Source organism: Microbacterium sp. ZXX196 (assembly GCF_009709595.1).
GTDB classification, from domain to species: domain Bacteria; phylum Actinomycetota; class Actinomycetes; order Actinomycetales; family Microbacteriaceae; genus Microbacterium; species Microbacterium excoecariae.
The window spans coordinates 114406-137247 of the sequence record NZ_WMEE01000007.1 but is presented as its reverse complement, the minus strand read 5'-3'; the positions used below and the strand labels follow the sequence as shown (position 1 = coordinate 137247).

At 71.4% G+C, this 22842-nt stretch carries 29 protein-coding genes; all 29 read right to left on the bottom strand.

Annotation, left to right across the window (positions count from 1 at the left end; translation table 11 throughout):
- Positions 1-20: 20 nt before the first annotated feature.
- The 29 genes from GJQ66_RS08480 to GJQ66_RS08345 all read right to left on the bottom strand — a co-directional run bounded on the left by GJQ66_RS08480 (position 21) and on the right by GJQ66_RS08345 (position 22813).
- Positions 21-560, bottom strand: coding sequence for a single-stranded DNA-binding protein (locus tag GJQ66_RS08480; RefSeq protein WP_155048892.1), 540 nt, complete (start codon positions 558-560; stop codon positions 21-23).
- 9 nt (positions 561-569) lie between these two features.
- Positions 570-914, bottom strand: coding sequence for a 30S ribosomal protein S6 (rpsF, locus tag GJQ66_RS08475; protein ID WP_155048915.1), 345 nt, complete (start codon positions 912-914; stop codon positions 570-572).
- Between the two features lie 169 nt (positions 915-1083).
- Entirely contained in the window at positions 1084-1797 is a 714-nt protein-coding gene (locus tag GJQ66_RS08470; protein WP_155048891.1) for an alpha/beta hydrolase, read from the bottom strand.
- A complete protein-coding gene (locus GJQ66_RS08465; RefSeq protein ID WP_368732817.1) occupies positions 1794-2288 on the bottom strand; it encodes a flavin reductase family protein in 495 nt (164 codons plus the stop codon). Before GJQ66_RS08465 ends, GJQ66_RS08470 begins: the two co-directional genes overlap by 4 nt.
- A complete protein-coding gene (kynU, locus tag GJQ66_RS08460) occupies positions 2285-3520 on the bottom strand; it encodes a kynureninase (protein WP_155048890.1) in 1236 nt (411 codons plus the stop codon). The genes GJQ66_RS08465 and kynU overlap by 4 nt, the downstream gene beginning before the upstream one ends.
- Before the next feature lie 3 nt (positions 3521-3523).
- Positions 3524-4378: a tryptophan 2,3-dioxygenase gene (locus GJQ66_RS08455; protein ID WP_155048889.1), complete on the bottom strand. Its 855-nt coding sequence runs from the start codon at positions 4376-4378 to the stop codon at positions 3524-3526.
- Positions 4379-4451: 73 nt separating this feature from the next.
- Positions 4452-4751 (bottom strand): putative quinol monooxygenase, encoded by a 300-nt coding sequence (locus tag GJQ66_RS08450; protein ID WP_155048888.1) that lies wholly within the window; start codon positions 4749-4751, stop codon positions 4452-4454.
- A gap of 11 nt (positions 4752-4762) precedes the next feature.
- The gene (locus tag GJQ66_RS08445; RefSeq protein WP_155048887.1) at positions 4763-5782 is read right to left on the bottom strand and encodes an LLM class flavin-dependent oxidoreductase; all 1020 of its coding nucleotides are present in this window, start codon (positions 5780-5782) and stop codon (positions 4763-4765) included.
- Entirely contained in the window at positions 5779-6066 is a 288-nt protein-coding gene (locus GJQ66_RS08440; protein WP_155048886.1) for a TIGR04076 family protein, read from the bottom strand. The genes GJQ66_RS08445 and GJQ66_RS08440 overlap by 4 nt, the downstream gene beginning before the upstream one ends.
- On the bottom strand, positions 6066-6368 hold the full coding sequence (locus tag GJQ66_RS08435; RefSeq protein WP_196215842.1) for a TIGR04076 family protein: 303 nt from the start codon (positions 6366-6368) through the stop codon (positions 6066-6068). Before GJQ66_RS08435 ends, GJQ66_RS08440 begins: the two co-directional genes overlap by 1 nt.
- Entirely contained in the window at positions 6365-7612 is a 1248-nt protein-coding gene (locus GJQ66_RS08430) for an acyl-CoA dehydrogenase family protein (protein WP_230379446.1), read from the bottom strand. Before GJQ66_RS08430 ends, GJQ66_RS08435 begins: the two co-directional genes overlap by 4 nt.
- Positions 7613-7633: 21 nt before the next feature.
- The gene (locus tag GJQ66_RS08425; protein WP_155048885.1) at positions 7634-8383 is read right to left on the bottom strand and encodes an SDR family NAD(P)-dependent oxidoreductase; all 750 of its coding nucleotides are present in this window, start codon (positions 8381-8383) and stop codon (positions 7634-7636) included.
- Entirely contained in the window at positions 8380-9165 is a 786-nt protein-coding gene (locus GJQ66_RS08420) for an amino acid ABC transporter ATP-binding protein (RefSeq protein WP_306461806.1), read from the bottom strand. Before GJQ66_RS08420 ends, GJQ66_RS08425 begins: the two co-directional genes overlap by 4 nt.
- Before the next feature lie 13 nt (positions 9166-9178).
- Complete coding sequence (locus GJQ66_RS08415; RefSeq protein ID WP_155048884.1) at positions 9179-10054, bottom strand: amino acid ABC transporter permease; 876 nt, start codon at positions 10052-10054, stop codon at positions 9179-9181.
- Entirely contained in the window at positions 10051-11220 is a 1170-nt protein-coding gene (locus tag GJQ66_RS08410; RefSeq protein WP_155048883.1) for a hypothetical protein, read from the bottom strand. The genes GJQ66_RS08415 and GJQ66_RS08410 overlap by 4 nt, the downstream gene beginning before the upstream one ends.
- Positions 11217-12212 carry an LLM class flavin-dependent oxidoreductase gene (locus tag GJQ66_RS08405; RefSeq protein ID WP_155048882.1) on the bottom strand — a complete coding sequence of 332 codons (996 nt, stop codon included), beginning with the start codon at positions 12210-12212 and terminating at the stop codon, positions 11217-11219. The genes GJQ66_RS08410 and GJQ66_RS08405 overlap by 4 nt, the downstream gene beginning before the upstream one ends.
- A 29-nt stretch (positions 12213-12241) precedes the next feature.
- On the bottom strand, positions 12242-13186 hold the full coding sequence (locus GJQ66_RS08400; RefSeq protein WP_155048881.1) for a transporter substrate-binding domain-containing protein: 945 nt from the start codon (positions 13184-13186) through the stop codon (positions 12242-12244).
- Positions 13187-13326: 140 nt separating this feature from the next.
- The gene (locus tag GJQ66_RS08395) at positions 13327-13668 is read right to left on the bottom strand and encodes a hypothetical protein (RefSeq protein ID WP_155048880.1); all 342 of its coding nucleotides are present in this window, start codon (positions 13666-13668) and stop codon (positions 13327-13329) included.
- Positions 13665-14258, bottom strand: coding sequence for an alpha/beta hydrolase (locus GJQ66_RS08390; protein WP_196215841.1), 594 nt, complete (start codon positions 14256-14258; stop codon positions 13665-13667). Before GJQ66_RS08390 ends, GJQ66_RS08395 begins: the two co-directional genes overlap by 4 nt.
- Complete coding sequence (locus tag GJQ66_RS08385; protein WP_155048878.1) at positions 14255-15157, bottom strand: PaaX family transcriptional regulator C-terminal domain-containing protein; 903 nt, start codon at positions 15155-15157, stop codon at positions 14255-14257. Before GJQ66_RS08385 ends, GJQ66_RS08390 begins: the two co-directional genes overlap by 4 nt.
- Positions 15158-15204: 47 nt before the next feature.
- Positions 15205-16059 (bottom strand): fumarylacetoacetate hydrolase family protein, encoded by an 855-nt coding sequence (locus GJQ66_RS08380; RefSeq protein WP_368732816.1) that lies wholly within the window; start codon positions 16057-16059, stop codon positions 15205-15207.
- Positions 16056-16460: a RidA family protein gene (locus GJQ66_RS08375; protein ID WP_155048877.1), complete on the bottom strand. Its 405-nt coding sequence runs from the start codon at positions 16458-16460 to the stop codon at positions 16056-16058. Before GJQ66_RS08375 ends, GJQ66_RS08380 begins: the two co-directional genes overlap by 4 nt.
- A 23-nt stretch (positions 16461-16483) precedes the next feature.
- Positions 16484-18853, bottom strand: a complete 2370-nt coding sequence (locus tag GJQ66_RS08370) for a bifunctional salicylyl-CoA 5-hydroxylase/oxidoreductase (RefSeq protein ID WP_368732815.1) — start codon at positions 18851-18853, stop codon at positions 16484-16486.
- Entirely contained in the window at positions 18850-19716 is an 867-nt protein-coding gene (locus GJQ66_RS14685) for an acyl-CoA thioesterase (protein WP_368732814.1), read from the bottom strand. The genes GJQ66_RS08370 and GJQ66_RS14685 overlap by 4 nt, the downstream gene beginning before the upstream one ends.
- On the bottom strand, positions 19713-20144 hold the full coding sequence (locus GJQ66_RS08365; RefSeq protein WP_155048875.1) for a cupin domain-containing protein: 432 nt from the start codon (positions 20142-20144) through the stop codon (positions 19713-19715). Before GJQ66_RS08365 ends, GJQ66_RS14685 begins: the two co-directional genes overlap by 4 nt.
- A gap of 22 nt (positions 20145-20166) precedes the next feature.
- Positions 20167-20370 carry a hypothetical protein gene (locus GJQ66_RS08360; RefSeq protein ID WP_155048874.1) on the bottom strand — a complete coding sequence of 68 codons (204 nt, stop codon included), beginning with the start codon at positions 20368-20370 and terminating at the stop codon, positions 20167-20169.
- A gap of 9 nt (positions 20371-20379) precedes the next feature.
- Positions 20380-21720 carry a phenylacetate--CoA ligase family protein gene (locus tag GJQ66_RS08355; protein ID WP_155048873.1) on the bottom strand — a complete coding sequence of 447 codons (1341 nt, stop codon included), beginning with the start codon at positions 21718-21720 and terminating at the stop codon, positions 20380-20382.
- A 166-nt stretch (positions 21721-21886) separates the two neighbouring features.
- Entirely contained in the window at positions 21887-22654 is a 768-nt protein-coding gene (locus tag GJQ66_RS08350; RefSeq protein WP_155048872.1) for a hypothetical protein, read from the bottom strand.
- A gap of 9 nt (positions 22655-22663) precedes the next feature.
- Positions 22664-22813, bottom strand: a complete 150-nt coding sequence (locus GJQ66_RS08345; RefSeq protein WP_155048871.1) for a hypothetical protein — start codon at positions 22811-22813, stop codon at positions 22664-22666.
- Between the last annotated feature and the right edge of the window lie 29 nt (positions 22814-22842).

Sequence of the window (22842 nt, the reverse complement as noted above, 5' to 3'; positions counted from 1 at the left end):
TCCTTACGAAAAAGAAGAATTTAGAACGGGGTGTCGTCCGAGAACGACCCCGGGGTGCTCCACGCGTCAGCGCCGGTCGAGCCGGGCGTCGCCCAGGGCTCATCCGATGCCTGCTGCTGCGGGCGCTGCTGCTGGCCGCCGTATCCGCCGCCGGAAACCTGGCCGGCGTTGTTGCCGCCGCCGAAGTTTCCGCTCGAGGCGGCGCGGGTGACCTGAGCTGTGGCGTAGCGCAGCGACGGGCCGATCTCCTGGACGTCCAGTTCGATCGACGTGCGACGCTCGCCCTCGCGCGTCTCGTAGTTGCGCTGACGGAGGTTGCCCTGCGCGATGACGCGCATGCCCTTCGTCAGCGAACCCGCGACGTGCTCGGCGAAGTCGCGCCAGACGCTGGCCCGGAGGAACAGGGCGTCGCCGTCCTTCCACTCGCCCGACGCGCGGTCAAACGTGCGCGGGGTCGAAGCGATCGTGAAATTCGCCACGGGGACACCGGACTGCGTGTAGCGCAGCTCGGGGTCGGCGGTCAGATTGCCTACGACGGTGATGACGGTTTCGCCTGCCATGCTCCGACCTTAGGCCTTCGCCGCCGTCTTGCGCGCGGCCTTCGCCTCGGCCCGCTTGGCCTCGGACGCGACCATCGCAATGGCCTCCTCCGCGCGGAGGATCTTGGTGCGAACGACGTCGTCGGCGAGACCGAGCTGACGGTCCATCTCCTGCGTCGCCTCGCTCGTGGCGGTGAAGTTCACGACGGCGTAGATGCCCTCGTTCTTCTTCTGGATCTCGTAGGCGAACTTGCGCTTACCCCAGATGTCCACGTTCTCGATCGTGCCCTCAGAGTCGGTGATGACCTTGAGGTACTTGTCGAGGTACGCGGGAACCTGGCGCTCGTCGACCGCCGCGTCGATGATGACCATCATCTCGTACTGGTGCGTGTGCGTCACTGTCCCACCTCCTTCGGACTCGAACGGACGCCGGGCATTTCCCGACGTCAGGAGGGTGTGTTGCACGTGCCCGCCGCATCTTCCGGAGTCGGATCGCGACAGACAACCTGAATAGTCTAGCCGAGATCGGGCTGGGGAGCGAATGTCAGGATCCGAGCGCCGCAAGGAGCGTCGCGAACGCGGCGTCGGTCGGGTCGATCAGCTCGTAGTGACCCGTACCGGGCAGAATCCGGATCCGGATCCGCGGATCGCGCGCCGCGTAGGCGCGCGCGTACGTCGCCGGCACCTCCCGGTCGTCGGCGCCATGGAGGACGTGGACGCCCGCGCGCGGCACCGCGCGACACATCGGATCCGCCCGTGACATGTCGCCCGAGCGCCCGATGAAGGCGCCGGCCGCGTCGTTCGACAGGCGATCGCGATGCGCGGCCTGGAGGCCCAGCACCCCGCCGAGCGACACCACGCGCTCCACGCCGAGCGCGTCGGCGACGATGAGGGCGAGGTGGCCGCCGGCGGAATGCCCGACGAGTCGCGCCGCGGCGAGGTCCACACCGCACACGCCCGCGGCACGCCGCGTCACGCGTTCGAGGTCCCGTGCCGACCCCGGCCAGCCGCCGCCCGCCTGCCCCACGCGGAGGTATTCGGGGACGAGGACGACCCAGCCGCGATCCGCGAGCGCCGCCGCCAGGGGGCGCAGGTGCGTGCGGTCGTAGGCCGCCCGCCAGAATCCGCCGTGCACGAGCACGACGGATCCGCGCCGCTCGCCCCGCGGCAGGTAGAGGTCGGTGGCGTCGCCCGCGGTCTCCGTGCCGACGATGACGCGATCCGGCGCGCGCGCGACGCGGTCGAGGACCGAGGTCACTTCACGCTCGTGAACGCCGACTGGTGGAAGATCAGCGGGCTCAGGGCGGGGTTCAGCCCGAGGTGCTCGACGCGGAGGAGCACGAGGTGGTGATCGCCGGCCGGCACCTCCGAGTACACCGTGCACTGCAGCCACACGGGCGCGCCTGTGAGGAACAGCGCGCCAGAATCCGCGTCGTGGGTCTCGACGCCGTCGAATCGGCGGGCCTTGTCGCGCGACGCAATCTGGCGGCAGATGTCCGCGTGCTCCGTCGCCATCAGCGAGACACCGATGCGCTCGCCGGCGCGCACGCGCGGCCACGTCGTCGACGTGTTCTGCACGGCGAAGGACACGAGGGGCGGATCCATCGACACGCCCACGGAGAAGCTCGACGCGACGAGCGCCTCGCGCTCGCCGCCCACGATCGCTCCGATGCAGGCGACGGCCGAGGGGAACAGGCCGAACGTCTGGCGCAGGAGCTGCGGCTCCGGCTCGAGCTGGTCCAGGTTCACGAGCGGTCCTCCAGCATCGTGGCGATAGTGCGGATGGCGTCTTCCACCTCGGCGAACGAGGTCGACAGCGGCGAAAGCCCGAGGCGGATGCCTGACGGCGGCCGGAAGTCGGGGATGACTCCGCGGCGCCACAGGTCGTCCATCATCCCGGCGAAGGCGGGGTGGTCAATTGTCACGTGCCCCCCGCGCACCGCCGGGTCGCGGGGCGAGGAAAGCGTCACGCCGTGCGGGGCGAGCACCTCGTCGGCGAGCGCGATGGCGAACTCGGTCAGCGCGATTGACTTCTCGCGGATCGCCTCGATGCCCGCGCGCTCGATGAGGTCGAGCATGGACTCCATGGGGACCATGCCGAGGATCGGCGGGGTCCCGCTGATGAACCGGCGGATCCCGTCCGCCGGCTCGTATCCCTGTCCCATGGCGAAGGAGTCGCGCACCCCCATCCATCCCTGGATGGGCTGCGTCGCGTCGTCGAGGTGCCGCTTCGCGACGTAGAGGAAGGCCGGTGAACCGGGGCCGCCGCCGACGTACTTGTACGTGCACCCGGCGGCGAAGTCGACCCCGAGCGCGTCGAGCTCGATCGGGACGGCGCCGACGGAGTGGCACAGGTCCCACACGACGAGCGCGCCCGCCTCGTGCACCACCCGCGTGATCGCCGCCATGTCGGCGATGTAGGCCGAGCGGTAGGCGACGTGGCTCAGGACGACCGCCGCCGTGCGCTCCCCGACGGCCGCCGCGACCTGATCCGGGGTCACGCCCGACTCGGGATCCGGGTCGATCCAGACGAGCGTGCGGCCCGTCTCGGCCGCGATGCCCTCGACGAGGTAGCGGTCCGAGGGGAAGTTGCCCCGATCCACGACGATATCCGAGCGGTCGGGCCGCGCGGCCACCGCCGCGCGCACGACCTTATAGAGCGACACGGTGGTCGACTCGCCGACGATCGTCTGCCCTGGCGCGGCGCCGATGAGGGCAGCGCCGATGCGGTCGCCCAGCGTGAGGGGCTTGTCGAACCACCCGGTGCCCCACCCGCGGATGAGATCGGTGCCCCAGTCGCGGGCGACGAACTCGCTCATGCGGTCCCGGAGGGCGGCGGGCGGCCGGCCCAGAGAGTTGCCGTCGAGGTAGGCGCGGACCGACGGATCGTCGGCGGCGACGAACTCGGCGCGGTAGGCGCGGAGCGGGTCGGCCGCGTCGAGCTCAGCGGCGGCGGGCGCGGACGTGGGTGCGGTGGTCATCGATCAGCGTCCGATCTCGGTGCGTACGGCGAACAGCTCGGGGAAGAAGGTGAGGTCGAGCGCGCGCTGGAGGAACGGCACGCCCGAGGATCCGCCGGTCCCCTGCTTCATGCCGATGACCCGCATGACCGTGCGCAGGTGCCGGAATCGCCAGAACTGGAAGTTCTCCTCGAGGTCGACGAGCTCCTCGCAGGTCTCGTAGATCTTCCAGTTCTCGCCCGCCGCCTCGTAAATGCCGCGGAAGACGTCGACCAGCGCGTCCGAGCGCTCATGGGCGACGGTGACGTCGCGCTCGAGGAGCTCGTGCGGGATGTCGTATCCCTGCCGCGCGAGGAACCGCAGGAACTCGTCGTACAGGCTCGGCTGCTCAAGGAGCGCGGCGAGCGCGGCGCGCGCCGCGGGGTCCGCGTCGAACACGCTCAGCATGCGCGCGTTCTTGTTCCCCAGTAGGAACTCGACGGCGCGGTACTGCCATGACTGGAACCCGGAGGACTGGGCGAGGTCGTCGCGGAACTCCGCGTACTCACTCGGGGTCAGGGTGGCGAGCACGGACCAGGCCTCGGTCATCGTCTTCTGGATGTGCTTGACCCGCGCGATCTTCTTCAGCGCAACGTCGAGGTCGTCGGCGATCAGCGCGTCCCGCGCCGCCGTGAGCTCATGGATGCACAGCTTGAGCCAGAGCTCGGTCGTCTGGTGCTGGACGATGAACAGCATCTCGTCGTGGTGCTCGGGCCGGCTGAGCGGGCGCTGCGCCGAAAGGATCTTGTCCAGCTCGAGGTAGGACCCGTACGTGAGCTTGTCGCGCAGGTCGGTGACGATGTCGTCCTCGAGCTCGCGCGTGTTGGCCGTGACTCCCATGCCGCACCCTTTCCGTTGATCGGATATGTCACAAGCATAACGAGCGTCGCATTACTGAGACATTACGTCGGCGCTACGGTCGCTCGACGACATCCACGACGTAGCGGTGGAAGGTCGGCGCCGCCGCCGCGTGCGCCGAGATGAACGCGGTCCACTCCGCGACGTGCGCCTGCCCGGTGTGCGTGCGGTGGTCGTCCACTGATTCCCAGATCTCGAGCATGCGCAGGTACGACGGATCCGCCGTGCTCCAGGACAGCGCGTACTCGACGACCCCGGATTCCGCGAGACAGGCGGCGACGAACGCGTTCGCGCGCTCCGTGACGACCTCCACGTGCTCCGGGGTGACCGCGATTCCGCCATAGACGTACAGCATGGGTTTCTCCTTCAGTGGTGGTGTGACAGTTCGGCACGCAGCACGGGGAGGACCTTCTCCCCCAGCAGCCGCGTCGATTCGACCGTGTCCGGGCCCATCGGCGGACCGAACGAGATGTGGCGCACTCCGGCGTCCAGGAGCGCCCCGCACTGATCGATGACGTCGGCGACGCCGCCCGCGATCCCGAGGCGCATCATGTCGTCCGTGACGGACGCGATCGCGTCCTCCTCGCGCCCTTCCAGGACGAGGGCCTGCGTGCGGGCGAACTCGGCCGGGTCGAATCCGTTCTGCTCCAACGCCGCCGTGGACAGCGAGCCGCTGTACTCCGCGATGTGCGTCGCGAGAAGGCGACGCGCGATGGCGCGATCGTCGGCGATCGAGACCCACGTGCACGCCGCGACGTCGAGGTCCGCCACGCGCCGGCCCGCCTTCTCGGCGCCGACCTTCAGCTGGTCCATGACGTGAAACACGTGCGACGGCGGGAGGCAGAGCGGGAGCGCTCCGTCGGCGTAGCGTCCCGTCATCTCGATCATGCGGGGCCCCATGGCGCCGACGTAGATCGGGACGGGGCGCGGGCGCTTCAGGACCGCCTGCTCCGTCCACCCGTCCCCGGCGCCGGGCACGCCCGCCGGAGAGCGGCCGTTCACGAGCTCCCGGATCGCCACCACGGCCTCGCGGGTGCGGCGCACGGGCGAGGCCGTCTCGATGCCCGCCCAGGAGAAGAACACCTCGGACCCCGCCCCGAGCCCCAGGAGGAAGCGGTCGCCCGACAGCTCCTGGAGGCCGGAGGCGTACGCCGCGATCTGAGCGGGGTGGAGCGAGACCGGATCCATGACGCCGGACCCGAAGCGGATCCGTGAAGTGCGCATGGCGATCGCCGCGAGGTAGACGAGGCCCGGGCTCCCGAAGATGTCGTTGCCCGTCCAGACCTGGTCGAAGCCGACCTGTTCCGCGAACACCGCGCGATCGACGATCTCCTGGGCGCCCGAGGAGCTCCCGATCCGCACGCTGAAGGTGGGTTCTCCGTTCATGCCCCTCCCTCCGCTCGCGCGGGCGCGGCCTCGATCCGCATCCGGACGGCCTCGGGCGGATCCGGGCATTGCAGCAGGGGCCGCGACTCCAGCCAGGCCTCCAGGTCCTCGCCCTGGCGGCCCTTCACCAGCGGCACCACGGCCGCGACCGCGAAGACGCAGAAGGGCTGACCGTCGGGCATCGTGATGCCCTCGGGGCCGATCTCAAAGTGATCCCCGATCTCCATTCCACAGGCCGAGTAGGCCATCTCCTCCAGCGTGCACCGCACGCGCTGGGTCTCCATCAGTCGTCGTCCTCTCGCGCGATCGCCTCGACCCGCATGACGAGGTTCTCCTCGGCATCCGGGCCGCAGATCAGGGGCTTGCGGACCAGCCAATCGTCCGCCGGAAGGTCGTGCTGGCGCATCGTGATGATCGGGAGCACGACGGAGAGCGCGTAAGGGCAAAACGCCTGGCCGTCGGGCAACGTCATGCGCGACCCGTCGACCTCGAACCAGTCGCCCACCCGGGCCGTCCCCCGCGGCTTGTCCACGCGCACGACCGTGACGCGGACCCGCGGGCTCCCGTGCGATATCGCCCCCGTCACGCGAAGGACCTCGCCCAGGCGGGGTCGCTCGGCAGCGTGAACGAGGCGCCGGGCGCGAGCGCGGCGGCGGCCATCGCGCCGAAGTGAGTGCGTCGCGAGCCCGCGTGCGCGAGCGCGCCATGGCTGTCGCGTACGACCCGCTGCATCGGGTTCTTGTCGAGGATCACGGCCGCCGAGGAGATTTCGGACGCGAGGTCGACGGCGCGCTTCATCGACCGCGCCGCCATCGCGTTCGCGGCCACCATGCGCGTGCGCTGCACAGTCGTGAGCCCGGCGCCCGGGCGGAAGAGGACCTCGTCGGTGCGGCGCGCGACCTCCCGCACGCCCGCGAACGCGAAGTCGACCTCGCTCATCGCCTCTCCGAGCGCCTGCCGCGTCGCCGCGTCCACCTTGAGCGCGTCCGCGCCCTTCAGACGCCCGCGCACGAAATCGCCCGCGAGCTCGACGGCGTGGCGCGCGATCCCCAGCGCGACGCCCGTGAGCGCGAAGTGGGACACCTGCACGGCCTTGTCGAGCGGATCCCCGTCCGCCCGGTCGGGCGCCTCGCGATCGAACGAGTGGTGGGCCGGCACGAACGCCGGCTCGCGAATCGCGAAGGACGTGCTCCCGGATCCGCGTACCCCCAGGACCTGCCAGTCGTGGGCGATCTCCACGGCATCGAGCGGGAGCCAGAATCCCCGGTGCACGATGGCCCCGTCGGCGCCGCGGACGGGCGTGCCGTCGCGGTAGACCTCGGCTCCGCCGATGATGTGCTCCGCGGTATAGCTTCCGGATCCCCAGCCCCACTGCCCCGAGACGAGGTAGCCGCCCGGGACGATGTCGGCGCGCCCGCGCGGGTGGAAGGCGCCGGCCGTCGGCATATCCCGCGACGGGTACAGCTCCGCGTAGGCCTCGTCGCCCAGGCGGCCGGCGTAGTACCCGGTCGCGTTCAGCACGCCGACGTTCCATCCGGCCGACGCGTCGACCGCCGCGACGCGCGCCGTGACCTCCACCTGCTGCTCGAGCGTCATCTCGACCCCGCCGCGGGAGGCGGGAAAGGCCATCTGGAACACCCCGGCACCACGCATCGCCGCGGCCGCGCGATCCGTCAGGCAGGCGGCCTGCTCGATGGCGTCGGCCTCGCTCGCGATCAGCGGCAGGATCCGGTCCGTGTTGCGCAGGATGGCCGCGGCGCTGTCGGGCGCCTCGAGGCCCAGCCCCGTGGTGTCGGCGATCGTCGTCGGCATCGTCGATGCATTCGTCATCGTGTTCTCCTCACACACTCGTCAGGCGGCGATCGGCTCGCCGCCGGTGACCCATACGGTCTGGCCCGTGACCGCACCCTGGGCCGTCAGCGCGACGATCGCGCGCGCCACGTCGTCCGGGCTCGGAAAGTCGGGGAGCGCCATGCGCTCGAGCAGGCGGGCCGCCAGCTCCGCGTGCTCGGCGTCGAGCGGCGTCTCGTCGGTCGGGTCGACGACCCGCCCCGGCGCCACGACGTTCACCGTGATGCCGTGCCGTCCCTCCTCCAGCGCGAGATAGCGCGCCAGCGTCGTCGCAGCGGACTTGGCCGCGCCGTACGCGCCGAATCCGGGGGCGGGCCGCGCCATCAGGGCGCCCGACACGTAGACGATGCGCCCCCACGCTCCGTCGCGCATCGCGGGCACGACGCCTGCGCAGAGCGCCTGGAACCCGAGCGCGCCGGAGAACTGCTCCCGGAGGATTCCCGGGGTCAGGTCGGCGACCGCCGCGACCTCCTGGCCCGGGTGCGCGGCGTCCACGACGACGTCGATCGGGCCGAGCGCCGCGATGGCTTCCGCCAGGGCAGCGGCCACCTCCTCCGGATTCGTCAGTTCCGCGGATACCGCGATGGCGGGCGTCGGCAGGGACGCCGCGAGAACGCGCGCGTGGTCGATGCGGGATCGGCAATGCACCACGACGCGGGCCCCCTCGGCGGCCATCGCGCGGCAGGTCGCCGCGCCGATCACGCCCGCTCCCCCGGCGACGAACACGACGCGCCCCTCCAGGTCGCTCATCGGATCACGGCCGACAAGAAGCTCCCCGTACGCGGGTGCGCCGGGTTGTCGAGCACCTGCGCGGGCGGGCCGACCTCCACGATCTTGCCGTCGGCCATGAAAACGACGCGGTCGGCGACCTCGCGCGCGAATCCCATCTCGTGCGTCACGACGACGAGCGTCATCCCGCCCGTGCGCGCGAGATCCTTCATCACCGCGAGGACCTCGCCGACCAACTCGGGGTCGAGCGCGCTCGTGGGCTCGTCGAACAGCAGGACCTGCGGCCCCATGGCCACGGCTCGGGCGATCGCGACGCGCTGCTGCTGCCCGCCCGACAGCTGCGACGGGAACGCGCCCGCCTTGTCGCCCAGACCGACCCGGCGGAGCAGCTCGCGCGCGTGCTCGCGGACCTCGGCCTTCGGGCGGTGCTTGATCTTGACGGGCGCGAAGGTGATGTTGTCGAGCACGGTCATGTGCGGGAAGAGGTTGAACTGCTGGAACACCATCCCGATCTCGACCCGCTGGGCGCACGCCTCGCGCTCGCGCATCTCGTGCAGACGCCCGCGCCGCTCGTGATACCCGATGAGCGACCCGTCGACGCGAATCGACCCGGTGTTGATCTCCTCCAGGTGGTTGATGCACCGCAGCAGCGTGGACTTCCCGGATCCCGACGGCCCGATGATGCAGACCGTCTCGCCCTCCTCGATCGCCAGGTCCACGTCGAACAGGACCTGCGTGTTGCCGTACCACTTGTCGACGCCGTCGATCGTGATCAGCGCGTCGGTCTTCTCGATCATCGTCATGGTCGTGCTCCTGTCACTTCGCGGCGGTGCGCTTTTCGAGGAAGTGCTGACCGACCGTCAGCACCGCGATCACGGCGAGATACCAGATCGTCGCGACGATCAGCAGCTCGATCGTGCGGAAGTTCGCGCCGGAGATCCCCAGCGCGATCGTGAGGAGGTCACCGCCGCCGATGACCGAGACGATTGCCGACGCCTTGAGCATGCCGATCAGCTCGTTCCCCATGGGCGGGAGCAGGACCTTCGCGGCCTGCGGCAGCACGATGTACCGCAGCGTGCCCAGGTAGGTCACCCCGAGCGCTTTGGCGGCCTCGTGCTGACCGACGCCGATGGACAGGATCCCCGCGCGCACGACCTCGGCCATGTATCCGGAACCGGCGACAGCGAGCCCGACGACCGACGAGACGAACGGCGTCATGACCTCGTTGACGGGCACGGAGAAGAACTCGATGTTCGTGAACGGAATCGCCAGAGTGAAGTCGGAGAAGAACAGCCCGAGGTTCCCGACGAAGATCAGGAGCACGATCATGGGAACGCCGCGGAATATGAAGATGTACACGGCCGCCACCGCGTTGAGCACGCGGGCGTCCGAAATCGCCATCACGCCCACGACGATCGCCAGGATGACGCCGAAGAACATGCCAAACACCGTCATGAGGAGCGTCGCGCCGAGGCCCTGGAAGATCGCGGGGCTCCAGAGGAACTCCCACACGATGTCCCACTGGATGTTCGGGTTGGTGGCTAGCCCCCAAAGCATCGTCACGAGCGCGATGACAACGAGCGCGACGAACACGCCGCGGCCGTAGTGACGGACCGGGACGACGTTGAGCTTCTTCGGCCGCGACGCGGCGGCCTCCTCGCGCGGCGGGGCGGAGAGCTGGTGCGTGGTCATGCGGACTCCTCCAGAATCGTGCGGCCGACCGACACCCAGAGCGAGCGCGAGGTCGAGGCGTGCGCGGTGACGCCCGCGAGGTCGCGCACGAGCTGTTCGAAAGGGTTGCGCTCATAGATGAGGGCGGATCCCTGCAGCTCGGCGCAAATATCCACGACGCGGCGCGCAAGCTGTGTCGCGGCCGGAGAATCCCCGCGCGCCATCGTGGACCCGGACGGGAGCTCGCCGTCGCGGAAGATCACGTCGTCGATGGCGCCGACGCCCGCGTAGACCACGGCGCGCGCGGCGCGCGTGAGGCTCTCCGCCTCGCCGAGCAGCCCCAGGCGACGCGTGTCGTCGGCTCCCTTGCGTCGCACGGCGGCGGTCGCGAGATCGACCGCGTGCTGCGCGATCCCGACCGGAATTCCCGCCATGGAGTAGAACGGCAGGTCGACGACCTTGTTGAGCGGCTCGGCGTCGGCCTGCGGCGTGAAGTACCGGTCGAAGGAGTGGTGGCGCGGGACGCGCACGCCGTCGACGCGGTACGAACGGCTCCCGGATCCCCGGAGCCCAATGACGTGCCAGTCGTCGAGGATCTCAACCTCGTCCGTGGGTAACCACACGCCGAGTACGAGCGGCGAGCCGTCCGCCTTCATGACCTGCTCGCCGCCGTCGAACACCTCGACGCCGGCGACGATCCGCTCGGACGCCATGATCCCGCTCCCGGTCATCCACGTGCCCGACACCACGAGCTCGTCGCCATCGATATCGGCGCGGCCACGCGGGTGGAACGACCCGCACGTGGGGATGTCCAGATCGGGGTAGAGCTCGGCAAACGCGAGATCGCCGAGCCGCGAGGCGTAGAAGCCGGTGGCCTGCAGGATGCAGAGGTTCCACGCGAGCGAGGCGTCGACGCGCGCGAACGCCTCGACCATCTGCGTCTGCTGCGTCAGGGAGACCTGGGGGCCGCCGCGGCTCGCGGAGAACCCGACGCGATACGTCCCGGCCCGGCGCAGGGCCTCCCGCATGGGCTCGGTCATGAAGCCCTGCGCGTTCGTCTGCGCGGCCTCCGCCGCGGCCATCGGCACGAGCGCGCGCACGTTCGCGAGGATCGCCGCGCCGTCCGTCGGTTCGCGCAGCGCATCCCACGCGGCATCGCTCATCGTGGGCATCGTCGTCGAGGTCATGCGTACTCCTTCTCCACAGCAGGGATCACGTGCTCGCCGAGCACCCGAATCGCCTCCATCGGGTCGCGCCCGAGCGGGTGCCCGAACGAGAGGTGTCTGACGCCGTCGTCCGCCAGGGCGAGGCACTGGTCGGTCACGTCGTGCGCGTTACCGGCGACTCCAAGCCGCAGCAGCGCGTCGTCGACCAGGCGCACGGCCTCGTCGTGCCGGCCGGAGTCCGACAGGCGCTGAATCTCCGACAGGCGGTCGACGTCGTATCCCGCCTGTGCCAGGGCCTCGCGCGACAGGGATCCGCAGTACTGGGCGATCCGATCGGCGAGCATCGCGCGCGCCCCGGCGGCGTCCTCGTCGATCGACACCCACAGCGCGCACGCGAGGTCGAACGGCCCGGGCTCGGTGCGCGCCGCCTGACCGCGGGAGACCTGATCGCGGACCCACCCGATCCGCTCGGGCGGGAGTGCCAGCGCGATTGCGCCGTCCGCATATCGCCCCGCGGCGCGGAGCATGTGCGGCCCCATCCCGCCCACATAGATCGGCGTACGGTATGGCGTGGGCCGCTGCAGCCGCGCCGTGGTCGCCCAGCCCGCGTGGCCGTCCTCCGCAGGGGATCGCCCATCGAGGAGCGCCCGGAGCTCCTGAACCGCTCGGGCCGTGCGCGGCGCGGGCTTATCGGCCGCCATCCCCGCCCAGCCCAGGTAGACATCGCTTCCGGCCCCGAGACCGAGGAGGTACCGTCCGTGCGACAGCTCCTGCAACTGACTGGCGAAGGAGGCGATCTCCGCGACGCTGAGCGAGACGGGGTTCAGGACGCTCGAGCCGACACGGATCCGGCTCGTGGAGTCGAGCGCCACGGTGACGGGCACGAGGCCCGACGGCTTGAACAGGTCGTTGCCGGTCCAGATCTGGTCGAACCCGACGCGCTCGGCGAGGATCGCCGCCTGCCGGAAGGTCTCGATCGGCGTACCGCTCGGGAGCCTCAGGCTCAGCGTCATCGCGCTCACGTCGGGTTCGACCTCTCGACTCAGTCGGCGATCTCGCCGACGGGGGTCTCGGTGATCGGGTTGATCGCGAGCTCATCCCGGGTGATCCCGCCGACCAGGCCCCACTCCTCGATCAGCTCGTCGTAGGTGCCGTCGTCGATCAGGGCGCCGAGCGCCTCGTAGATGGCCTCGGTGAGCTCCGGCTGGTCCTTGCCGACCGCGATGCCCGCCATCGACGGGGGCAGCTCGTCGGATCCCGCGGTGAACATGGCGAACTCGTCGCCGTTGTTCGCCACCGCCTGGGCCTGCTCGTCTTCGCCGTTGATCCACGCGTCGACGGTGCCGGCGCGCAGGGCCTGGAGGGCGGCGGTGGCGCCCTGGTACTCGGTCATCTCGATGGCCGGCTCGCCCGCCTCCTCGCAGCGGTCGCTCGCGGCGCTGACGTACTCGACCTGGGTCGCGCCGACGGGAACCGCGATGTTCAGCCCGCACATCTCGTCGAGGCGGGCGAACGCGCCGTCGTCCTCGCCGCGCGTCAGCACGGCGTAGTCGCTGACCTGGAACGTGACGAGGTCGACGATCGACGTCTCGCGCTCCTCGGTGATGGAGACCTGGCCGAACAGCGCGTCCACGGATCCGGACTGGACCCCGGGGAGCTGGGCGGGCCACTGCAGGTTCTGCCACTCGACGTCGACGCCGAGCTGCTCGCCCATCGCGGCGGCGACATCCGGCGCGAAGCCGACCGGCGTGTTGGGGTCCGCGGGGTCGACACCGATGGTCGGCGGGGTCTCCCACAGGGCCCCGAAGCTGATGACCCCGGCCTCCTGCACGTCGGCGGGGAGCAGGTCGTAGAGCGGCGCGTCGTTCGCCGCGGCGGGCGCCGCGTCGTCGTCGGCGGTGCTCGCCGAGCAACCGGCGAGGAAGAGGCCGGACACGATCGGTACGGCAGCGAGGGCGAGGACAGTACTGCGACGGTGTTCACGCATTGTGAATCCTTATCGGTCAGGGAATCGGGAGGCAGGCCCGGTGCTCTCCTGCTAGGTCCTTTCCTACCGACGCAATGTCACGTCACCGTGTCGCGGGATGACGGTCGTGTTTCAATATCACGACCATCGTCACGATTTCGTTAGGCGACGCGAACGGCGACGCCGCTTTCCCCGCCCGCCGCGCGAATCTCGCCCACGCGGTCGGCGTCGTCCAGCGCGCGCGGCGCGACGAGCGCCGCCTGGTACTCGTGCCCGTACGCGTGCACGAACTCGACCACGTCGTCCACGCGCAGCGCGTTCTCCCCCACGCGCGGGAGCAGGCGCGCGTGGCGCCGCGACGGGCGCATTCCCGCGCCCGCGATGGCCGCGTCGACGGCCGCGTCCTCCTCGGCGGGGAGCGTGCCGACCGTCATGATGCCGAGGCGGACGCCTTCGGGGCGATACGCGGTGGCGAGCCAATCGGAGGTGGGGGTGGGTGTCATGCCCGTCGTCCTTCGTTGTTGTCGGGAGCCGCGGTCCAGGTGCCCGTCAGGCACCAGCTCAGCGCCTCCGGCCAGGGGCCGAAGCCGGCCGCCGCGTTGAGGTGTGCGCCGCCGCGGAGCGGAATCGAGCGCGCCCCGGCGCGGCGCGCGAGATCGCTCGCCCCGCCCGGGAGGTAGGGGTCATCGTCGGACCACACGAGGTCCGGTCGGCGCTCGTGCGCGGCCACGACCGTCGCCGCGTCCTCGGGGGCCGGCCAGAACGCGGAGACGTCGCCCCCATGCGCGCCCGCCGCGGGCGGGGCGACGAGAAGCGCGCGCTCGACGCGGGGCTGCGCCGCGGTCGCGTCGACGCACATCCGCAGCCACAGCAGCACGCTGAGGCCGTGCGCGATCACAACGGGGCGATCGGCTCGCCCCAGCGCATCCCGCACCACGCGCGACCAGGCGTCGTATCGCGGGGACTCCGGATCCGGCAGCGTGAGGTAGTCGACGCGCCACCCGTGCTCGACGAGGCGCTCCGCCAGCCACCCCTGCCAGTGCAGCGGCGCCCGGCGGTGTTGCCACCCGTCGAGAAGGATCGCCGTCTTCACGCGGTGCGCGCCGCCGCGCGCACGCGCGCCGCGCGTCCGGGGTTGTCGATGCGCCGTCCCGTGACGGATCCCACGTACTCCGTCGCCGGCGCGCTGTACGTCTCGCGGAGGTCCTCGAGGAGCCGGCTCGTGTCGGATCCGGGCCAGTCGTCGGGTAGGAGCGAGGGGTGCAGCCCCGGATCGATGTAGGGGACGATGCGCCACGTGTCGATCGCCCGGATGTAGATCGCGAACGCCTCGCGGTCGCCCAGGCCCGCGGGTGGGGGCACGTCGCGGGCGTGCAGGCGAAGGAAGGTGTCGTGGTGGGCGCGGATGGCGTCGAGGTCCCACCACGCCGCGACGGTCTCGCGCGGGTCGCCCGTCACGATCGGACGCTCGGCCACGAAGGTCGTGCAGTCGTCGCGCACCCCCACCCGGCGCAGAATCTCCTCGATCTCGTCCGCGAGGAACGCGGGTGCGATCCAGAGGGCGGGCGAGACGAGCCCGCACCCGATCCACTCCAGCCGTTTGCGGAGCTGGTGGCGCTGCGCGCGCCGCTCCTCGGGGATCGTGAAGGAAATCAGGTACCAGCGGTCGTCCGCGCCCATGTTGCGCGGGTTGTAGACGCGGCGATCGCCGCGCGCGAGCATGGGCACCGCCTGGTCGGCCAGCCGATACCCCGCCCCGCCGTCGCGCGTCTCGGCGATGAGGAGGCCCTTCTTCTTCACGCGCGCGACCGCGGTGCGCGCGCGGGCGTCCGAGATGTCGAGTGCGTCGAGGAGCTCCAGCAGGTGGGCTACGGAGATCCAGCCGCCGAGTTCGCGCAGGAAGATCGCGACGATCGTCCGGAGCAGCGCCGTGGCGCTGCCCGGGCGCGACTCCATGTCGTCGAGGACCTCGCCGAGCGCTTCTTCCGTCATGCGTGGCACCATATCTCGCTTCGAACGACCGTCAGGTTTCCGAGGCGTCACGATACCGAAAACGTCGGATCCACGACCTCGACACGGTTGCGCACGGCACCGATGCCCTCGATCGCCACCTCGACGGTCTCGCCGTCGGCGAGGTACCGCGGGGGCGTGCGCGCCGCGCCCACGCCGCCCGGCGTCCCCGTCGCGATGATGTCCCCGGGGCGCAGCGTCGTGATCCGCGAGATGGAGGAGACGAGCTCGGCCGCGCCGAAGACGAGATCGTCCGTCGTCGAGCTCTGCACCGTCTCGTCGCCGACCCGCGTCGTGAGGACCGATCCCGCCGGCGCCACGTCCGCCGTCACGAGCCACGGGCCGAGCGGGGTCGTGGCCTCGAAGGTCTTCCCCTGCAGCCACTGCGTCGTGCGCCGCTGGTGCCCGCGCACGGTGATGTCGTTCATAACGGTGTACCCGGCGATCGCGCGCGCCGCGGCCTCGGGCGTCGCGAACCGCACCGCCTCGCCCACGACGACGACGAGCTCGCCCTCCCAGTCCAGGGTGTCCGCCGCCTCGCGCGGGATCCGGATCGGATCCCCCGCCCCGATGAGCGCATCGGCGTACTTCGCGAAGAGCGTCGGGAACTCCGGCAGCTCGCGCCCCATCTCGAGGATGTGCGCGCGGTAGTTGAGGCCGACGCACACGATCTTGCTCGGCGCGGGGACCACCGGGGCCCACGCGTCGCCCGCGAGCGCGGACAGGGCGTGCGCCGTGCCCTGCGCCCGCTGAGCGATCCGGCGCCAGTCCGGCCGCGCGAGCAGAGCGCCGACGTCGGCCATGCCCTGGATCTCGACGGCGATGCCCGCCTCGACACGGACCGCGCGCGTGCGCCCGCCGATCCGGAGCGTCCCGAGCCTCACGCGCGCCCCGGCAGCACCGCGACGCCCGCGATCTCGATCTGCGCCTCGCGCTGCCACAGCCGCGTGACGCCGATCCCCGCCATCGCGGGGTAGTGCGCTCCAGCGAGCTCCCGCCACGCGCGGCCGATCTCGCGGCCGTGCGCCTGGTAGTCCTCGACGTCGGTCAGGTAGATCGTGACGCTCACGAGGTCCTGCGGTTCTCCGCCCGCCGCGACGAGCGCCGCGAGCAGGTTAGAGAACGCCTGCCGGAACTGCGCGACGATCCCGCCCGGGACGATCCTCATCTCCGCGTCGAGCGCCGTCTGCCCCGCGAGGTGCACGGATCCGTCGCTCGCGGCGATGGCGTGGGAGAAGCCGGAGGGCGCGGGCAGCGTGGGCGGGTTCACGATGGTGTGGGGCATGGCAGCGAGCCTTTCTGGGGAGATCACACGAGGGCCGAGGCGAGGGGGTGCCACCGCGTCGCGCGCGGGGCCTCCGCGCGCCCGCGGACGAGTTCGAGCCGGGGCCGCACGGCGTCGGTGCGGCCCGTGGGTGGCTTGCGCTGGCCCGCGCGGAACGGCGCCGGCCAGGCCGCGCCCGGGCCCCGGTAGTCCTGGTCGGCCGCGGCGTGCAGGGTCCACTGGGGGTCGTAGAGGTGCGTGCGCCCCAGCGCGCACATGTCGGCGCGCCCCGCGAGGAGGAGCGAGTTGACGTCGTCGTACGACGAGATCGCGCCGACGGCGATCACGGGCACGCCGCGGGCCGCGGCAACGCGGTTGCGGATCGCATCGGCGAACGGCGCCTGGTAGCTCCGCCCGAAGGCAGGGGCCTCCTCGCCGACGACCTGGCCGCTCGAGACGTGGATCGCGGCGGCGCCGTGGTCGATGAAGGCCTCGGCGATGCGCACGGCGTCGTCCACCTCGTTCCCGCCCGGCGCCCAGTCGACGGCGGAGAGCCGCACCGTGACGGGCCCGGCCTCGCCGAACGCCTCGCGGACCGCGTCGAAGACCTCGAGCGGGAAGCGAAGGCGGTTCTCGGCGGATCCGCCGTACGCATCGGTCCGCCTGTTCGACAGCGGCGACAGGAAGGACGAGAGCAGGTACCCGTGCGCAGCGTGCACCTCGACGAGGTCGAAGCCGGCGTCCGCGGCGCGGCGCGCGGCGGAGGCGTAGTCCGCGACGACCGCGTCCATGTCGCGTCGGGTCATCTCGCGCGGGGCCACGCTCACGCCCACCTTGTACGGCACGGACGACGGCCCCATCGTCTCCCACCCGCCCTCGGTCAGCGGCTCGTCGATGCCCTCCCACATGAGGCGCGTGGATCCCTTGCGCCCCGAGTGCCCGAGCTGCGCTCCGATGCGAGCGGACGACTGCGCGTGCACGTAGTCGGTGATCCGGCGGTAGGCGCGCGCCTGTTCGTCGGTGTACAGGCCCGTGCAGCCGAGCGTGATGCGCCCGTCCGCGGACGGCGCGATCATCTCGGTGAGCACGAGCCCCGCACCGCCCGCGGCCTTCGACCCGAGGTGGACGAGGTGGAAGTCGTTCGCGACGCCGTCCCGGGCCGAGTACATGTCCATCGGCGCGACCGCGATGCGGTTGTCGACGTCGAGCCCACCGATCCGGATCGGCTGGAACATCGCGGGGGCCGCGCGGCCCGCGGGCACCGCCGCGGCGAAGGCGCGATCGGTGCGCTCGGCGAAGTCGGGGTCGCGCGGGCGCAGGCCGTCGCGGGTGATGCGCCGGCTGCGCGTGAGCAGGTTGAACGCGAACTGCCAGGGCTCCTGCTCGGCGTACTGCGCGATGTCCTCGAACCATTCGAGGCTCGCCTGCGCCGCGCGCTGCGTCGAGGCCACGACCGGCCGGCGCTCCGCGTCGTAGGCGGACAGCGCGGACGGCATGTCGGGGTTCTCGTGGAGCGCGGCGGCCAGCGCGAGCGCGTCCTCCAGGGCGAGCTTGGTCCCGGATCCGATCGAGAAGTGCGCCGTGTGCGCCGCGTCGCCGATGAGGACGACGTTGTCGCGGTGCCAGGTCTCGGTCCGCACGGTCGTGAACTCGAGCCACTGGGAGTTGTTCGCGCGGAGCGCGTGCCCGCCCAGGTCCTCCCGGAAGATCTCCGCAATGCGCGCGACCGCGTCCTCGTCCGTGTCCCCGGGGCCCAGCCCCGCAGTCCGACCGAACCCGGCCCGCTCCCAGACCTCGGGCTCCATCTCGACGATGAAGGTGCTCTCATCGACCGAATAGGGGTACCCGTGCATCTGCATGACGCCCCACGGGGTGTGCTTGATGATGAACGTGAAGGCCTCGAAGACGAGGTCGGTGCCGAGCCAGATGTACTTGGAGCGCCGGCGGTCCAGGCGCGCCCCGAAGTAATCGCTCCAGCGCTCGCGGGTCGGCGAGCGCAGCCCGTCGGCGGCCACGACCAGGTCGTATTCCGCCGCCAACTGCTCCACATCGGGGGCCAGCGTCCGGTAGTGCACGACGACGCCCAGATCGGCGCAGCGCTGCTGGAGGATCTGCAGGAGGCGGCGGCGGCCGAGCGCCGAGAACCCCTGACCGCCGACCGTGATGTCCTCGCCGCGGTAGCGGATGTCGATGTCGCTCCACTGCGCCATCTCGCGCGTCATCAGGTCGAGCGTGCGGGGGTCAGATCCGCGGATCCCTGCGATGGTCTCGTCGCTGAACACGACGCCGAAGCCGTAGGTGTCGTCGGGGGCCTTTCGCTCCCACACCTCCACCTCGCGGGTGGGGTCTAGCTCCTTCATCAGCGTGGCGGCGTACAGGCCCCCGGGGCCCCCGCCGATAACGGCCACTCTCACGATCGTTCCTCCGTGGTGGGGTTGAGGCGGATCACGCCCTGCTGGACGGCGCTCGCGACGTGGGTGCCGTCCGCGGCGTGGAACTCGGCCCGGACGGTGGCCCGCCCGGATCCGAGGTGGACGAGGTCGAGCGTGCAGAGCATCCACTCGTCGGCCCGCACGTCGGCGTGGATCCAGAGGGCGTGGTCGGTGCTGGCGGTGACAAGGCCGGGGCGCGTCCAGTGCAGCCCGGTCGCCGACAGCGCGGGCTCGAGCATCGCGTAGTCGCAGACGTAGGCGAGCGCCGCGCGGTGCGCGGGCTGCCCGGCGGGGATCGCGGCGTCGGCGCGGATCCAGACGCGCATCCGCTCGCCCCCGCCCGGGACCGGCCGCACGTACGGCGCGCCCTCGACGTGACGCAGCTCGAAGCCGCGGCCCGAGGACCAGTACTCGGCGGCGGGGCCGCGCTCGCCCGCGAGGGCCGCGGCGGCGCCCGGCACGTCGTCGGGTGCGGGCGCGGCCGGCATGGGGGTCGCAGCGGCAAGCGCGCTCTCCTCCCCCACGTGGTACGACGCGAGGGTGACGGCGACGATGCGCTCGCCCTCGCGCGCCGTCACCTGGCGTGTCGAGTAGGAGCGCCCGTCGCGAAGGGTCGCGACCGAAAGATCCACGGATCCCCCCACGGTCGCGGGCGAGACAAAGAGGGTGTGCGCGGCGTTCAGGGCGCGGTCCTCGGCGACCGTGCGGGTGGCGGCGGCGACGGCCTGCGCGAGCAGGTCCCCGCCGTACGCCTTCGGCCACGGCACGGGCTGCGTGCGCCCGACGAACGCGTCGGCGCTCGTCGCCCGGAGCGCGACGGCGCCGGCGAAGGGGCCGCCGCTCACGCGCGCCGGAATCCCGCGAGCGCGGCGTCCGCGACATCGGGGAGGTTGACGACGATGTTGTCCGGGGTGCGCGCCGTGAGCCACACGAGCTCCTCGGTCGTCGACATGTTGGCCTCGACGTGGGGCATGAACGGCGGCACGAAGACGAAGTCGCCCGGCCCCATGTCCACCCAGGTCGAGAAGTCGTCGCCGAAGTAGATCCGCGCGCTCCCGCGCAGCACGTACCCGCCCGTCTCCGCCTCGCCGTGGTGGTGCGGGAGCGAGCGATACCCGGGTTCGTTCGAGACCTGCCCGAACCAGATTCGCGTCGCGGGCGTGTGCTGCGGGCTCACGCCCGACAGCCGCAGCGCCCCGCCCGAGTTCGGCGTCGCGTCGTGGAGGTCGTCGCCGCGGGTGACGACGGGGACGGCGGTGATCGTGGGGGTCATCTCTGGACTCCTTCGCGGGGCGTCAGACGCCGTGGTCGATGAGGTGCTCGAAGCGCAGGCCGAGCCCGGTCGCCGCGACGCCCAGCGGTGCGATGGCGGCGAGCACTGCCGAGCGCGCGTTCGGCGCGAGGCCGGGGTCGCCCGAAAGCGCGACGAGCTCGTCGAGGGCGGCGAGGATCCGGCGCTCCTGCTCCGTGAGCGGGTGCCCGAGGAGATCGGTCGTCATGGCGGCTCCTTAGCGGTTCGCGGGGCGCATGTCGGTCATGCGCTTGGCCTTGAGTTCGAAGCGCGGGAGGGCCCCGGCCTCGCGGCGCGAGACGTGGAAGTTCAGCCCCTCGTGCGCCTCGGCGAGCTCGAGCTTGAGCGCCTCTTCCAGGCCGGGCCAGGCGGCGTCGTCCATGGCCGTCACGGGCTCGACGTGGACCGTGACCTCGTCCCGGATCCCCACGCGCTCGATGTAGGTGTGGAACTCGTCGATCAGCTCGAACTTGCGCACGATCTCCTCGACCGCACGCGGGTACACGTTCGTGCCGCGGATCAGCTTCATGTCGTCCACGCGGCCGAGGATCCCGCCCTCGTAGAGGTCCCACGTTCGCCCACTCGAGGCGACCGTGTGCGGCACCTTCACGACGAGGTCCTTCGTGCGGTACCGCAGGATCGGGAGCGTGCCGCGCCCGAAGGACGTCGTGACGCGCTCGCCCGGCTCGCCGTAGGGCAGCTCCTCGCCCGTGTCCGGGTCGACGACCTGCTCGATGAAGTGCCCCTCGATGATGTGCGTGCCGCCCGGCTGCTCCTGCGGCTCGAACATGAAGATCGTCCCGAGCTCGGTCATTCCGGCGGTGTCGTAGGCTTTGGCACCCCACTGGCGCTCGATCAGGTCGCGCGTGATGGGCGGCGTGGGCTCTCCCGAAAGGATCACGGTGTGCACGGGCGAGTTCTTCAGGTCGAGCCCGAGCGCCTCCGCCTCCTGCGCGAGGCGCAGCGCGTAGGTCGTCGTCGAGGCCACGACCGTCACACCGAAATCGATGATCTGCTTCACGCGCCCCGCGGTGTTCTGGGCGCCGCCCGGGAGGGTGAGGGCACCCATCTTCTCGAGCCCGTAGTGCAGCCCCCAGAATCCGATGAACGTGCCGTATCCGAACGCGACGTACGCGCGGTCACCGGGTCGGACGCCCGCGCCCCACAGCCCGTAGCACCACATCTCGGCCGCCCAGGACCAGTCCTTCCGGCTGTCGAGCGCGCGCAGCGGCGTACGCCCGCTCGTGCCGCTCGTCGTGTGGAGGCGGATCGCGTTGTCGGTGTTGTCCGACCCGGTGACGGGGAGCTCGCCGAACGGCGGGTGCGCGTCCTGGCTCGCCATCCACGCCTCGCGCTCGAGGAACGGGATCCGCTGGATGTCGTCCCAGGACTTCAGCTGCTCGGGGCGAAAGCCCGCGGCCGCGAAGGTGCGTCGATAGAACGGACTCCTCGCGTCCGCCCACTCCGCCGTGCGGCGCAGCTTCTCCAGTTGGAGGGCCTGCAGATCCTCGCGCGGCAGCGTCTCGATCTTCGGGTTCCAGAACGGTTGTGAGTCCATGGCTCCTCGCTTCGTGAAGGTGCCCAAACCGTATCGCGATCATGACGGCCGTCAGGATAACGGCATGTAACCGCGCATGAAGGTTGTGTTTCACGAATGAGGCGGCCGTCGGGAATGCGTCATGCATTCCTGACGGCCGCCTGGTGACCGCACCCGCGCGGTCCGCTCACTCGAAGAGGAACCTCTCCCGCGCGGGGGCGCGCTCGGACCGCGGTCGAAGGAGCAGGGCGAGGCCACACGCGCACACCGCGAGACCGAGCGAGAGGAGCAGTGTCGCGAAGGGCGCGGGGTCGGCGGGGAATCCGGGATCGCACCCCCACCCGACCGGTAGCCATCGCCAGACGAGGCGCGCCGGCTCCGCTATCCCCTCGGACGGAGACGGCTCACAGGGCAGGGGCGGCGCCAGGGCGAGAACGACAGCGGCCGCGGCGAGCAGCATCCCCGCGCCGGCCCAGAGCGCGCCGACGCGCCGCCGCACCGGAGTCTCGCGGACCCCGGCCAGGCTCGCGGCGGCGACCCCACCTGCCCAGGCCCAGACCGGACCGGCGGCCGCAGTGAAGACGCCGAGCGCGATCGGGAGCGCGTAGGCCACGATCGCCAGCGCCGTCTGTGCGCCGTGCCGGGCCTCGGCGATCGCGATCACAAGCGCCAGCGCGACGAGGGAGGCGTAACTCGACACCATCGCGATCAAGCCCGCGTCCGTCCGCGACAGCGGTGGGCGGCGGCGCGCCCAGAGCGCCGCGGCGATCACGGCCGCAGCCGCCATCGCGGGCGCCGCGGCGAGCGCCGAGGCCGTCCACGGCCAACGGCCACTATCCGCGACAGTCAGAATCGTCGTGAGCGCCGTGACGACGGCCCACGGTGCTCCGATCGCGACGCTCGCGAACCCGAGCGCCCTCCCCCACGGCAATCGTTCCGCACGCGCCCCCGCCATCCGGCCACGCTACCCCGCGGCCTCATCTTCGCTCATGCCGCGCCACGCGATCTCGAACGCGGCCCGGCAGCGTCGGAGCGTGGCGGGGTCCTCGAGCGAGGATCCGCGCACGACGCTCTGGTAGGAGAAGACGCCGTTAATGAGGTCCGATCGAGGCACGTCGAGACCGGCTCCTCGGTTCCGGGCCA

Excerpts from the sequence above, each read along its gene's own strand:
- GJQ66_RS08400 (WP_155048881.1), bottom strand. The coding sequence starts at position 13,186 with ATGCGTGAACACCGTCGCAGTACTGTCCTCGCCCTCGCTGCCGTACCG.
- GJQ66_RS08395 (WP_155048880.1), bottom strand. The coding sequence starts at position 13,668 with ATGACACCCACCCCCACCTCCGATTGGCTCGCCACCGCGTATCGCCCC.
- kynU (WP_155048890.1), bottom strand. The coding sequence starts at position 3,520 with ATGACCACCGCACCCACGTCCGCGCCCGCCGCCGCTGAGCTCGACGCG.
- GJQ66_RS08420 (WP_306461806.1), bottom strand. The coding sequence starts at position 9,165 with ATGACGATGATCGAGAAGACCGACGCGCTGATCACGATCGACGGCGTC.
- GJQ66_RS08415 (WP_155048884.1), bottom strand. The coding sequence starts at position 10,054 with ATGACCACGCACCAGCTCTCCGCCCCGCCGCGCGAGGAGGCCGCCGCG.
- GJQ66_RS08455 (WP_155048889.1), bottom strand. The coding sequence starts at position 4,378 with ATGGGAGTCACGGCCAACACGCGCGAGCTCGAGGACGACATCGTCACC.
- GJQ66_RS08360 (WP_155048874.1), bottom strand. The coding sequence starts at position 20,370 with ATGACGACCGATCTCCTCGGGCACCCGCTCACGGAGCAGGAGCGCCGG.
- GJQ66_RS08440 (WP_155048886.1), bottom strand. The coding sequence starts at position 6,066 with ATGGAGACCCAGCGCGTGCGGTGCACGCTGGAGGAGATGGCCTACTCG.
- GJQ66_RS08375 (WP_155048877.1), bottom strand. The coding sequence starts at position 16,460 with ATGCCCCACACCATCGTGAACCCGCCCACGCTGCCCGCGCCCTCCGGC.
- GJQ66_RS08405 (WP_155048882.1), bottom strand. The coding sequence starts at position 12,212 with ATGACGCTGAGCCTGAGGCTCCCGAGCGGTACGCCGATCGAGACCTTC.
- GJQ66_RS08430 (WP_230379446.1), bottom strand. The coding sequence starts at position 7,612 with ATGACGAATGCATCGACGATGCCGACGACGATCGCCGACACCACGGGG.
- GJQ66_RS08480 (WP_155048892.1), bottom strand. The coding sequence starts at position 560 with ATGGCAGGCGAAACCGTCATCACCGTCGTAGGCAATCTGACCGCCGAC.
- GJQ66_RS08350 (WP_155048872.1), bottom strand. The coding sequence starts at position 22,654 with ATGGCGGGGGCGCGTGCGGAACGATTGCCGTGGGGGAGGGCGCTCGGG.
- GJQ66_RS08445 (WP_155048887.1), bottom strand. The coding sequence starts at position 5,782 with ATGAACGGAGAACCCACCTTCAGCGTGCGGATCGGGAGCTCCTCGGGC.
- GJQ66_RS08425 (WP_155048885.1), bottom strand. The coding sequence starts at position 8,383 with ATGAGCGACCTGGAGGGGCGCGTCGTGTTCGTCGCCGGGGGAGCGGGC.
- GJQ66_RS08385 (WP_155048878.1), bottom strand. The coding sequence starts at position 15,157 with ATGACGGAAGAAGCGCTCGGCGAGGTCCTCGACGACATGGAGTCGCGC.
- rpsF (WP_155048915.1), bottom strand. The coding sequence starts at position 914 with ATGATGGTCATCATCGACGCGGCGGTCGACGAGCGCCAGGTTCCCGCG.
- GJQ66_RS08355 (WP_155048873.1), bottom strand. The coding sequence starts at position 21,720 with ATGGACTCACAACCGTTCTGGAACCCGAAGATCGAGACGCTGCCGCGC.
- GJQ66_RS08450 (WP_155048888.1), bottom strand. The coding sequence starts at position 4,751 with ATGCTGTACGTCTATGGCGGAATCGCGGTCACCCCGGAGCACGTGGAG.
- GJQ66_RS08365 (WP_155048875.1), bottom strand. The coding sequence starts at position 20,144 with ATGACCCCCACGATCACCGCCGTCCCCGTCGTCACCCGCGGCGACGAC.
- GJQ66_RS08410 (WP_155048883.1), bottom strand. The coding sequence starts at position 11,220 with ATGACCTCGACGACGATGCCCACGATGAGCGATGCCGCGTGGGATGCG.